General features: G+C 59.3%; 10 protein-coding genes. 1 reads left to right on the forward strand and 9 read right to left on the reverse strand.

From position 1 onward, the window contains the following. From TBU01S_RS21635 to TBU01S_RS21675, 9 genes are all read right to left on the reverse strand, one after another. On the reverse strand, positions 1-1356 hold a 1356-nt coding region (locus tag TBU01S_RS21635; protein WP_169802995.1), incomplete at its 3' end, for a DEAD/DEAH box helicase family protein. Between the two features lies 1 nt (position 1357). Next, positions 1358-2002: a DUF4276 family protein gene (locus TBU01S_RS21640; protein WP_068639566.1), complete on the reverse strand. Its 645-nt coding sequence runs from the start codon at positions 2000-2002 to the stop codon at positions 1358-1360. Further along, complete coding sequence (locus tag TBU01S_RS21645) at positions 1999-3204, reverse strand: AAA family ATPase (RefSeq protein WP_083953786.1); 1206 nt, start codon at positions 3202-3204, stop codon at positions 1999-2001. The genes TBU01S_RS21640 and TBU01S_RS21645 overlap by 4 nt, the downstream gene beginning before the upstream one ends. Beyond that, the gene (locus TBU01S_RS21650; protein WP_068639567.1) at positions 3204-6356 is read right to left on the reverse strand and encodes a site-specific DNA-methyltransferase; all 3153 of its coding nucleotides are present in this window, start codon (positions 6354-6356) and stop codon (positions 3204-3206) included. The genes TBU01S_RS21645 and TBU01S_RS21650 overlap by 1 nt, the downstream gene beginning before the upstream one ends. A gap of 47 nt (positions 6357-6403) precedes the next feature. Next, complete coding sequence (locus tag TBU01S_RS21655; protein ID WP_068639568.1) at positions 6404-9331, reverse strand: SNF2-related protein; 2928 nt, start codon at positions 9329-9331, stop codon at positions 6404-6406. Next, complete coding sequence (gene mads1, locus TBU01S_RS21660) at positions 9328-9531, reverse strand: methylation-associated defense system helix-turn-helix domain-containing protein MAD1 (protein WP_068639569.1); 204 nt, start codon at positions 9529-9531, stop codon at positions 9328-9330. The genes TBU01S_RS21655 and mads1 overlap by 4 nt, the downstream gene beginning before the upstream one ends. A gap of 326 nt (positions 9532-9857) precedes the next feature. Further along, positions 9858-10433: a helix-turn-helix domain-containing protein gene (locus tag TBU01S_RS24415; RefSeq protein ID WP_174524565.1), complete on the reverse strand. Its 576-nt coding sequence runs from the start codon at positions 10431-10433 to the stop codon at positions 9858-9860. Positions 10434-10503: 70 nt separating this feature from the next. Further along, positions 10504-10875: a helix-turn-helix domain-containing protein gene (locus tag TBU01S_RS21670; RefSeq protein ID WP_031672505.1), complete on the reverse strand. Its 372-nt coding sequence runs from the start codon at positions 10873-10875 to the stop codon at positions 10504-10506. A gap of 18 nt (positions 10876-10893) precedes the next feature. After that, entirely contained in the window at positions 10894-11181 is a 288-nt protein-coding gene (locus TBU01S_RS21675) for a type II toxin-antitoxin system HigB family toxin (RefSeq protein ID WP_245651010.1), read from the reverse strand. A gap of 582 nt (positions 11182-11763) precedes the next feature. Between TBU01S_RS21675 and TBU01S_RS21680 the strand changes: the two genes are divergently transcribed. Beyond that, the coding region (locus TBU01S_RS21680; RefSeq protein ID WP_068639572.1) for a type II toxin-antitoxin system TacA family antitoxin at positions 11764-12003 on the forward strand (240 nt) is incomplete at its 3' end.

Genomic DNA, 12003 nt, shown 5'->3' on the forward strand with positions numbered 1-12003 from the left:
AAAATTCACCACTTCCAGGATGTCCGACTCCTCGCCCGACACCGTGTTGCCGACAAAAACCCAGAGCGGCTTCTCGATGTTGAAGTCCGTCAACTTGTCGCGGTGCGTGCTCCACAGCCATAGCTGCTGGTAGTAGGCGAGCAGACAGGCGGTGAAATACTTGCGAGCGTTGTCGGCCTGCTCGTAGGCATCGCCATTCATGTTGAGGATCAACGACTCCTTGCCGTAGCCGTCCTCATAGAAGAACTTGTACGAGTAATCGAAGAGGATGCACTTGGCGTAAATTTCGCGCGTAGCGGTGATGCGCGCGCGGCGCTTGTCATCCAAGGTCAGCGCGAGTTGCGCCTTCTGCCCATCGTCCAAACTGCGCAGGCTGGTGGTGTTGAACAGCATCTTGGCGCGCTTTTTCTGGATGTCTTCTTCCGCCGCTGCCACGGTCATGCCCTTGGCCACTGCCTGCCCGAAGGTGGCCGAGTACTCGAAGGCAAAACCGCCTCGCACCAGCGCATCGCGCCGCGCCATCCACGCGCCCGCCGCCGTGCCCGTACCACGGTGGCCTTCGTCCACCAGCACCAGGTTGTTGCCCTCGAAGGCATCCACGGCGACGGTCTTGTCCCCCATCTCATCGCCCAGCTTGTTGATGTCGATGATTTCGATGGTGCCGCGCGCGGGTGACTGGGCCTTGTTGAAGAACTGCGAGAACCCGAAGCCGGACAGGTGCAGCTCCTCCAGATGCTGACGGCTCAACCCTTCGTTGGGCGTGAGCAGGATGATCTTGTCGGGGAAATAATCGCTGCGCCCCGCCTGGAAGTAGTGCAGGTACTGGCGGATGTTGACGTGCAGCAGCAGGGTCTTGCCGCTGCCGGTGGCATTCCAGAAGGCGATCTTGTTCAGGTCGTCCGCCTCGAAATCGCGGAACGGTTCCGCGCCGTTCTCGGCACGGTAGCGAACCATCTCCTCGTTCAGGCCGTCGAGCAAGTCCTGACGGTGGTTGAAGTACCAGTCCAGATACAGTTCGGTGAACAGCAGCGAAAGGTACTGGAAGTACTTCATCTGCAGTTCGTGGCCTTCCAGCTTGTTGCGCTGGGCGGTGATGGCCTGCCAGTGGGCGACTACGTTCAGGTCGTAGCGCCGCAGGTCGGCCTCGGGCACCTTGTTCGGGTCGAACAAGCCTCGGGTCAGCTCATGGAAGAACTTGGTCTGACCGTCCTCGTCGATGCCCTCGAAGCGGTCATCGCCCAGGCGCATCTTCAGTGCCGCTAGCGTGCCACCATGGAAGAAACCAAGCACCCAGCGGTTGAGCACCAGCTCCTGATGGAAGCTGCGTTTCTTCTGATTTTTTGTTTGCCGTGCCATTTCAATTACCCCATGCCTGCAGATGAGCAACCCAGGCATTGAACTGCGCACACTTCTGGCGCATCGCGTCAATCCCGATGGCCTCGGCGATCAACGGGCCATGCTCGGGCTTTGAATACGTGCCCTCGGGAAAGATGCTCAGAATCCGCTTGGACGGTGCGGTCTCGGGACTGTCGTTGATGTCTTCCGGATTCGGAAACGCCTGTGCCACCGCCATCAACTCCGCTTTCACGTCTTCGCTCCAGCCGTCTTCTGCCCATTCAAAGTCTGCAGGGTTGGTGAACAACAGGCCCTCGAATTCATGCATCTGCACATAGGGCAGCACGTAGCGCGGGTCATAGCCGGTGGTGATGGCCCGCGCAGCTGCGGCAATGTCGGCTTCCAGTTGGGCGCGGGTGCGGCCTGCGCGGTCCTGAAAACCGTAGAAATCCACCAGCGTGGAGACACGATCGGCCTCGCTGTAGTGCAGTGAAATCTTGTGGGCCAGCCGATCCACGGTGACACGCCCACCCCGATGCCGCCCCGACCTGGCGCTCAACACGGTGCCGTAGGCGCTGACGCCACTAGGCCGCAGGTAGGGTTCCAGGCAGCGGTTGACGAACTCCACCTCGGTGGGGCCTTCGCAAATGATGCATACCCGGATCATTCGACCTGTCTCGCATCCGGAGAACCTTCCCGCTTGACGGGCTGGGGGTCACCCAGCCATGCCACGCCGCCTGCGGCCTGCTGCAACCAGATGTCGGACAACTGGTATTCCTCGTCCAGCCAGCGCTGATAGTGCTCGCGCGGCAGGTTGCGCAACACCGTCTCGCCGTTGCTGGCGCTGGCCACGATGATGTTTTCCAGCTCGAAGCAGTCCACCAGGTAGGGCGACTGCGTGGCGATGAAGATCTGCCGCTTCTTCGACAAGCGTTTGAACATCTCGGCCACCAGGGTAATGGCGTGCGGATGCAGCCCCAGTTCGGGCTCATCGAAGAACATCACATCCGGCAAGCGCTCGGGCGGCAGGTTCAGCAAAGTCAACAGACAGAACAGGCGCAGCGACCCGTCCGAGGTGAGATGAGAGCCGAACACCTTGTCGCTTTGCCGCCCCACCCAGCGCAGCAACACCTTGCCGGCTTCTTCTTCCAGTACAAAATCCTTGAACGCCGGCAACACCCGGCCAATCTGCTTGACGATCAGCTCGTAGCGTTTGCGGTCGCCATTGCGCAAGTCGAGCAGCACGGCCGCGAGGTTGCCGCCGTCCGAACGCAGGCGGAACGACTCGGTGACGTCCCAGCGGTTGTGAATGGCGGCGTTGATGGATGTGTCGTGAAACTGATAGGTGGAGCACTGACGCAAAAGGTTGACGATGGTCTGGGCCGTCTTGCTCTTCTTCTCCAACAGGCTGGACTCTTTTCCCACCCCTTCAATCTCGGTCCACTTCGCCTTGGTCGGGATGTGATGCGCCGAATACCGATAGGCTTCGTTCATCACCATCACGGAATCGCCAGCCGAGATGTGGGCCAGATCAAACCGATAGTCGTTGTAGCCCGATGCGGTTTCAAGGCACAACTCGGCATGGATGCGCGAGGTCTTGCGCGCCCCCATGAAAAACTGGTCATCGCCGCCGCCGTGGCGCAGCACGAACTCCTGCAGGTTCTTGGCCTTGAGCATCCAGCTCAGCATCTCGAAGAAGCGGATCAGGGTGGACTTGCCTGCGCCGTTGGCCCCGATGAGCACGGTGAGCTGCGGCAGCTCCAGGTGCTGGATGTTCTTCAGGCTACGGAAGCCTTCGATGGTGACCGATTTGATGCGGCCGGGCTCCGGCGTTTTTTGCTGAGCCGTTGGGGTTCCAAACTCGGCCATCACACATCCTCCACGCTGAACATGCGCTCCAGAAACTCCGGTTCGATCTGGCGCAGCTTGAGCACGCGGGTGGCGCCGCCTTCCTCGGCCGTCTGCGTCAGCACGGTGGGGATGTTGTGGTCGCCGTTGATGTAGACCACGTCGAACTCGTTGTCCGCCGGGTTGATGGCCAGCCTGTCGCAGAGCTTGGTTACACCTTCGTAATCCAGCACATCGCAGTCGCGCCACAGCACCAGGCAGCTTTCACCGCTGGGCAGCGTGCCGGTAACGGTGACAAAGCCGCGTTGCGGCTGCGCGTCGATATGCTTCACGCGCAGGCCGATCAGGTAATTGAAGGTCTCGACCAGATCGATCTTGCGCGGCTCGAACGCGCCCGCCGAATCCACGGCCACGTTGAGGGTGTAGTCAAAGGGCTTTTTGAAGTCCTCCACCGACAGCAGCGAGCCACGGCTTTCCACATCCAGCAGGTAGTTGAGCAGGTAGTCGTCCTTGGCCTGCTGCGGCAGCGTGTTCAATAGATCGCCTTGCGCGGTCGTGCGGCGCAGTTGCAGGTTGTTCAGGGTGTCTTCGTAGCTTTCGAGCTTGAGGACTTTGAAGCAGTGGGAGATGCCCGTTTCGGGTGTGGTCGGCTTTCCTTCTTTCCAGTCTGCGGAATACACAACCTTCTGAATTCGCGGCTTGACGACCGTATCAAAATAGGCTCCTTGCTCAACAAGAATATAGCGATGAGCAGCTTTTGTTTCTCGCCCAATCCGCAATACAGCTTCACCTGTGGTGCCAGAACCAGCAAAGAAATCCAATGTAATGCTTTCAGGTTCTGCCGCGCCACATGAGCGAATTGCATCCTCGACAAGCTTCTTAGCTTTCGGAAAATCGAACGTCTTTTCTCCAAAGAAATCCTTCAACTCCGATGCGCCATAATTTGCAGAGGCGTACTCGCCCTTATCCCACCAAGTAACTGGTGGCGCTTCATCATCCATGCGCGTCTTGAAGTCAATGGTTATATCCCCATCATTAGCGCGACGAACTCGGTATTCCTCATACTCAGTCGCTACTCGCTTATAGCCGCGCTGCCACCGCTTCTCGATGCGCTGTCCATTCTCAAACTTGACGGGATAGACAAGTGTCTCATCCGCAAGTGGTCGCTCCAGGAGTTTGTAGTCTTGCGTTTCCTCGTTCCACTCCATTTTCAAGATGCGTATCTTGTTCTGTGAGTTCACTGCAATCGGGTACCACGACTTTGGACGATCCTCGCGACGATCGCCGTTACCCGCGCGGATGAAATTCATCCATGAATATCTGCCCTGCTCATCCTCTAATGGATATCGAGCAGCTTTGCTTGCGCTATACCCAATGGTGTACGGCAACGACTTATCACTTTTCCCGTAAAAAAAGGCGTACTCATGAACAGGGGAAAATTTACCCTTCGTCTTTCGGCTTTGAGGGTTCGATTTAACGACAGCAACACCAACTTGCTTCTCAAATGTTGAATCGAGAACTTGAACCATCGGGGATGCCTCCTGATCGTCAATGGCAACACTAATCAGGGCATCTTCTTGCATGAGACGCTTTGCAAGATCAAGCCTCGTCTGAAGTAAAGATAACCAAGAAGAGTCCTTGTATCCGTTCTTGTAAATAATCGCGGAAGCATCCGTGTTATAGGGAGGATCAATGTAAATACAATTCACACGCTCGCGGCATTTCTCCTGCAATAACGAAAGTCCCTGAAAATTGTCTCCGTTGATAAGCAGGCCGTTCACGCTTGCATCAATGTCCTCGATGTGTGCCACCAGCTTGTTCACGATCTCGGCATCAAACAGACTGGTATCCACCATCCGATACGGTGCAACCTTCAAGTCGTCCACAGTCCCTGGCGCATCGCCATCCCAGACGCCCAGCTGTTTCCACCGCACCCATTGCTCCGCGTTTGCTACCACTTCCGGCCACAGCGCTTCCGGCACCCGATCCAGCGTGATGCAGTAATGGCTGGACACCACAAACTTTTTTTTCAGCCACAGCTTCTTCTGGAAGTCTTCCAGCTGCGCCAAGAACGTGATCAGCTCCAGAGCGATGCTCCGCAGGCACTGGATCATGCGCAGGGTCTTCTCGATGTCGGCGAACGCGCCCGCGTTCTGCACATTGTCCAAGTGCATGACTTCGTTTTTGATGTAGAAATCCAGCTCACGCCGCAGGAAGCCACCCAGATCCTTGTGGATGAAGTAGTCCGCAGTGTTCTTGGTGGTGTAGTCGCTCAGGTGTTTTTCCAGCAAGGTGCGCTGCGGGTTCTTCTCGGTGGGCGCGCGGTTACCCAGTGCCAGCCAGCGGGCCTTGACGGACGCATCCGCCAACACTGCTTCTACGGCCTTGGTGACCAGCGCTTCCTGCTTGGTGCCTTTCGGCTGGGCGGCATATTCGAAGCGGATGATCAGCTCCTGGCTGCCGTCACTGCCCGAAACTTCCTCCACGGGCACCAGCTCTTCTTCGACCTCGTCGCCGTTTTCATCCACACGGGTAACGGTCTTGGCCGCCACCAGGGCAAATCGACGGTCCTTGTCGTTGTCCTTGCGGTTGTCTTTGGCGGTGTCGGCGGCGGCGAGGCGGAAATGCACCGTGCGGCCGTCGTCCAGCTTGAAGCTGTAGTTGCTGAAGTTCTCGCCGCTCTTGGTGTAGTACTGATCCTTGTTGGCCCAGTGCAGCATCACCTCTTCGCCCGCGTAGGGGATGGCGTAGGTGTCGCCCTTGTAACGGCGCTGGCTGATGAAGTCGCCTTGCTCGTAGTAGCGCGAGAAGAAGGCCAGCAGGTGCGAGAACACAGCGTTCTCGTGCTCGCTGGCACCGGCGCTGTACTGCGCCAGCTTCTGGCGGAGTTCCAGCACCTTGGGCACCGTGTCCGGGTTGATGCCATCGGACTGGTACTGGGCTTCCTTTTCGTTTAGCTCGCGGGCCACTTGCTCACGCTGGGCCTCGCTGCCGCTGCTGAGTGCGGCCTGCACTTTTTCTGCCAACCGGTTTTGCAGGTAGTCGTTGATCTCACCCGCGCGGGCGTTGAGGATGCGGTAAATACCGAAGTCGAGTTCCGGGCGGTCGATCTGGAAGATCTCGCGCAGCTTGGCAACGAGCTCCTGGAACTTGGGATTCTGTTTGTTGGTCATGGTGTGCCCTGATCTCGGAATTTCTAATTTCTTGGTGAATAGATGCTTCAGGCGACCTGCCAGCGGATGCTGAACAGGGTTTCGCTGGATGTCTTTTCCTGCAGCCGCTGCTGGAGCGAGGCGATCAGTTCATCGCGCTTGGCGATGATCTCGTCCTCGACGGTGAAGATTTCCTGGCGCAGACGGCGCTGCTTGCGTTCCAGTTCCGATAGCTCGCGCTGGATGCCGTCTTGCTGCTGCAAGGTGGCCGCCTTGCGGGCGTCACGCTTCAGCTGGGCAATGCATGCCTTGGTGTTCTTCAGAGCTTCCTCTGCAGCCAGCAGCTTGTCGTCGGCCCAGCGTTCCAGTTTGTCCCGTTCCTCATTGAACAGGCGCTGGTTGGCTTCCAGTACCTGGGCAATGGTGGCGGCGACCGCGCGCTGGCTGTTGGCGGCCAAGGCTTGCGGCACGTCGGCGTGCAACGCGGCAGGCTTGCCCGCCGCCGGGATGCCCATCAGCTTTTCGCAGGTTTCCTGATCCAGCGGTTCCCCGTCGTCGGTGAGGCCGGAAAACAGCAAGGCCTCGGATGTCTCGAAGGCGGTGACTTCCAGCCGCGCCAGCGTGAGCCAACCGGATTTGCCGCGCAGCTTCTCAATCACGGAAATGCGCGCGCCGTGCTTGGCATAGTCCAGCTTCACGGTGGCGGCGGGCGTGGGCGCAGCCAGGCTGGCGTCGATACTCCACTCGCCCAGCGGGTGGCTCAAGCGGTAGGCGTGAGCCAGCATGTCCGGCTGTGTTGCGCCACGAATGAGCTGGTAGCGCCCCGGCGCAATGCCGCCGGGCGGCGTGCTCAGTGAGAAAGCGTAGGACTGCTCGTCGAAGCGGGCGCGATCGCTCAAGGCATAGCGGGTGACGCCCCAGAACCAGCGGCCCAGCTTGTCGAGCCGGGCTTCGGCATCCTGAAGCCGCAGTTTGAGGCGGTCGTGAACGTCCTCGTCGAAGTTTTCCAGCAACTGGGACTGGGTGTCCTTGACGCGGTCGGCGATGACTTCTTCCAGTTCCGTTTTCAGCTTGTTAAAGGCTGCATCGATCTGCTCCGGCTGGCGACAGGTGTCGTAGATCTGAAGGATGCGTTTCTCGAAATCGAGGCCACCCTCGATGCGGCCCAGCACTTCATCGCTTGCACCGAACACGCCCGAGAACAGGTTGAATTTCTCGGTGAGCAGTTCCAGCACGCGCTGGTCGGCCTGGTTGCGGGTGTTGAGGAAGTTGATGACCACCACATCGAAACGCTGACCGTAGCGGTGGCAGCGGCCAATGCGCTGTTCGACTCGCTGCGGGTTCCACGGCAGGTCGTAATTGATGATCAGCGCGCAGAACTGCAGGTTGACGCCTTCGGCCGCCGCTTCAGTGGCGATCATGATTTCCGCGCCCGTGCCGTCGTCCTTGCGGAAGTGGTCGATCAGCGCGGTGCGTCGATCTACCTGCGGCGAGCCGGTGACGCGATCCGTGCCTTTGTACTCTTCCAGCCAGCGCTGGTAGATAGCGGTGGAGTCCTCGTGGGTGTTCGTGCCGCTGAACAACACCAATTTGCCCGCGTGGCCGTTGGCTGAGAGGAAGCGGTGCAGATACTCCTGAGTGCGCTTGGATTCCGTGAAGATGATGGCCTTACGTGGCGCGCGCAGCTCGGCCATCTTGCCGAAGCCCAGGTTGAGCGCCTTCAGTAGCGCCTGTGCCTTGGTGTCGGTTTTCAGGGCTTGGGCGGCATCGACGAATGCGGTCAGCTCCGCGATCTCTGTGGTGATAGCGGCGCGGACGGCATGGGCATCATTTGCAGCGCCCGGTTTACCTTCTTCGGCTGGCGCAGGCGTCGGGCCTTCGGCGTTTTCTTCTGCCTCGCTGGCTTCCTCTTCCAGATAGTCCTGCTCCAGGTCGTCCTCGGCAATGAGCTGTTCGACCAGTTGGCTGCCGTCGTCTTCCGTTTTGTCTGCCGTGAGCAAGTCCTGCAGACGTTCGCGGATGGTGACCAAGGTGGCAGCGACGGCGTGCGAACTGGAGGCCAGCAGCTTGCGCAGGATCAGTGCCGTGAGGTGGCGCTGCTGCTTGGGCAGGGCGTAGGAGTCTTCCTTTTGCAGAAAGGCCGAGATGCGCTCGTACAGTGCCTGCTCGTCGTCGGTGGGGTTGAACGGCTGGGTGAGCGCCTTGCGCTCGGTGTACTTGATGTACTCCAGCACGTCACGGCGCAGTGTGCGCTTGGCGAAGCTGGCAAGGCGCTCACGCAGTGCGTCCAAGCCCGTTCCGCTGTTCATGAACTGCTTGCGGAAGGCAGCTTCGTCGCCGAACAGGTGCTCGTCGATCAGCGTCGACAGGCCGTACAGCTCTATCAAGGAATTCTGCAGCGGCGTGGCGGTGAGCAGCAGCTTCTTGCGGCCTTGCAGTGCGCGCTTGAGCGCCTGCCCGGTGCGGTTGCTGGCGCGGTGCGCGTTGCGCAGCTTGTGCGCTTCGTCGATGACTACCACGTCCCAGGGCACGGCACGCAGCTCGGCTTCCAGTTTGGCGGCGAACGGGTAGGACATGATCACAACCGCCTTGCCAACCTGCCGTTGCAAGGTGGCGAGCAGGTCGCCCGCAGACTGCTTGCGCAGGGAAACTGCATCCACCACGGTGGTGGGCACGGCAAACTTGTCGTGCAGCTCCTGCGCCCATTGCTTGCGCAGGCTCGCCGGGCAGATCACCAACAAGCGGCGGCGGCGTTCCGCCCAGTACTGGCAAACCACCAGCGCGGCTTCGATGGTTTTGCCGAGGCCCACTTCGTCTGCGAGCAGCACACCTTCCTGCAAGGGATTGCGCAGCGCAAACAGGGCCGCCTCGATCTGATGCGGATTCAGGTCAACGCTGGCGTCGAATAGCGACTGCGACAGGCGATCAACGCCGTCGGCCGCGTGCCGCCGCGTCAGCTCATGGGCGTAATACTTGGCGTGGTAGGCCGAGATCAATCTTTGCCCTCCGCCTTCTGCGACTGGGCGGCGATCCAGCCGTCGATGTCCGCCGTCCGGAAGCGCCACATCCCGCCAACTTTGAAGCCCGGAATCTTCCTGGCCGCCGCGAGCCGGTAAATCGTCCGCTCCGTGACCTTCAGGTACTCAGCGACTTCCTTGATCGTCAGGATTCCGCTTTCGCTGGTGTTCGTGGGCATGGGTCGGCCGGTGGTGTGTGGTAAAGAACGACAGGATAGTGCATAAATGTCATATCGGCGACCAAAAGTGACCGGATACGGAAAACTCCGATCAGTGAAAGCTCGTTTTGCGCGGCGTGGCCGCGAAATAGCGCGCTGGAACGGCCGCGTACTGGCGACCACTATCCGGCTCGAAACGGCCAAGTTCTCTAAGCCGTGTCCAAAGGGCCAGGCGCGTTACTATTTACGTCGGAGCGCGGACGCGGGTTCGGTTCCGTGCTCCACCTTCAAGGGACAAATGGCCGAAATGGTGGACTTTGGGCCAAAAGAGGGGACATCTGTTCAGGCTACCGAACGGAATCGCACCGTTCTCCGTCCTGCTCCCTCACGAGTTCATGCCAGCGCGGCACACGACCCGAGGCGTCCGGTTCAGGCTCTGGTTCGACGATTTGCACCACAGCTTCCGGTACGCCACCCCGAACGCTGTTCGCCAGTTCCCATTGCAGGATGGCATCCATCGAAAAACGCAGGTTCCTGACCAGCAGCAGATGTGGGATGCGCTTTCGCTCTCGCTCGATTCGGTCAGTGAACAGGTGCGCAGGCAGGCTGGTCGCCTCGACGATCTCCTTGACACTGATGTACTGCAGTTCGGGCTCGGTGGCATCGGAAGGTTGAGGGTCGCCTTCGGCCTTCGGCGGATGAGTCACAGCGCGCGGGACACGGTCACCATCTCCAAGGATCGCCGTCCAGTGCTGGGCGCTCTGGCGTTCGAACTCGAGAACGTCCGCCTCGTGGTAACGGACGTGTTGAAACAACTTGTGCCAGACTGGCCCCTCGCCATCGAGGCGCCAGCGCCGCAGGGTTTTCAGGCTGATCTTCCAGCGGAAGGCAAGTTGCCGTTCAGTCATCACGGGGTAGTGCATCTTCTTCTCCTCAGCAGATGACCCCATGACAACGCTGTTCACCGTGGAAGCCAAGCTCAGTGCTTGATGATCACCCTGCGGCCGTTTCCGCAATCAGCACATCGGCCGGGATGCCCAGGCTCTTGTGCAGTCGTCGGATCATGGCCAGCGTCAGCGGGCGCTTGCGGCTCAGGACTTCGTAGACGCGGTTGCTTTTGCCGATGATCGGCTCAAGATCTTTGACGGACAGACCGCTCTGATCCATCCGGAATTTGATGGCTTCCACCGGATCAGGCGCGGTGATGGGCACGTGCTTGGCCTCGTAGGCTTGCACCAGCGTGGCGAGGATATCCAGGCGATCACCCTCCGGCGTGCCCAGATCAGGGTCGGACTCCATCAAGGCCGAAATCTCTTTGAGCGTGGCCTTGTAGTCTGCTTCGGTGTGGATGGGGCGGATGTCCATGTTTTCCTCCGTGGCCGGTCAGGCCATTTCAACGGTTTCTGCGTCGACGGCGTCGTACTCCTTGTGGGTGCCGACGAACTTCACGTAGACGATCTGCAACTTGTATGCAATCGCCACGATCAGCCGATAGTCATTGCCTTTGATGTTGAAGACCACGCGACGGTTCTTCAGCACGCTGGCGCTGCGGTACTGCGACTTGATGTCGGCGGGCTGGCTCCAACTCGCACTCGTGGCTTCTCCGTACCAAGCCTTCAGCGGCTGCTCGGCGTCGGGATGGCGCTCCCAGAAGGCTCGAAGGGTGGACACGGCAATCACTCGCATGGGTCGCAGTGTAGTCCCATTTTGGGACTATCGCAACCCCGCGCCGACCCAACCTGGAATTTTCCCGATGCAAAACGGCCATTTGATAGAGGCGAGCACCCTCAAGATCAGTGCTTTTCTAAAGAACCTCATACTCGGACGCGGGTTCGGTTCCGTGTTCCGCCACCAACGAATCAATGACTCAAGGCCGGCTCATGCCGGCCTTGGTCGTTTCTGCGACGGCAAAGTGCCAACGGGTTGAAATCCCGGGCCTCCTTGAGGTGGTCTGGCGCCAAATGCGCGTACCGCATGGTCATCGCCAAGGCAGTGATTCAGCAGTTTGGCTCTCAGGCGAAAGCTTTCTACTGCGGCAAATAGCTTGACTATCTGCCGTAGGCACCTGGAACTTTCGCACGCGAAAGATTTTTCCAATCTAGTCTTGTAATATTGCATGTCGTTGTATTACAACATACAACATCTTACATATCGGCTTTGCTGTCATCCCCTGCGCTTGTAGGCTTTGCAACCTACCCGAGCACCTTGTTTTTACGGCAAACTGCCGTACAGTAACAAAAGGAGGATTAGACCATGCCACAAGCCGTTTCCACTGCCCGACTCGAAGCCCGGATCAGCACCGATCTCCACGCGATGCTCAAGCGTGCCGCGGAGTTGCAAGGACGAACCATGACGGATTTCGTAGTGTCTGCCGTGCAGGAGGCCGCCCAGCGGGCCATTGAACAGGCTGAAGTCATCCGCCTGTCGCTAGCGGACCAAAAGCGTTTTGCCGAGGCACTGCTATCGCCGCCGCCGCCGTCGGATGCTCTGCTG

The sequence above is a fragment of the Thauera butanivorans NBRC 103042 genome (assembly GCF_001591165.1).
Lineage (GTDB): Bacteria > Pseudomonadota > Gammaproteobacteria > Burkholderiales > Rhodocyclaceae > Thauera > Thauera butanivorans.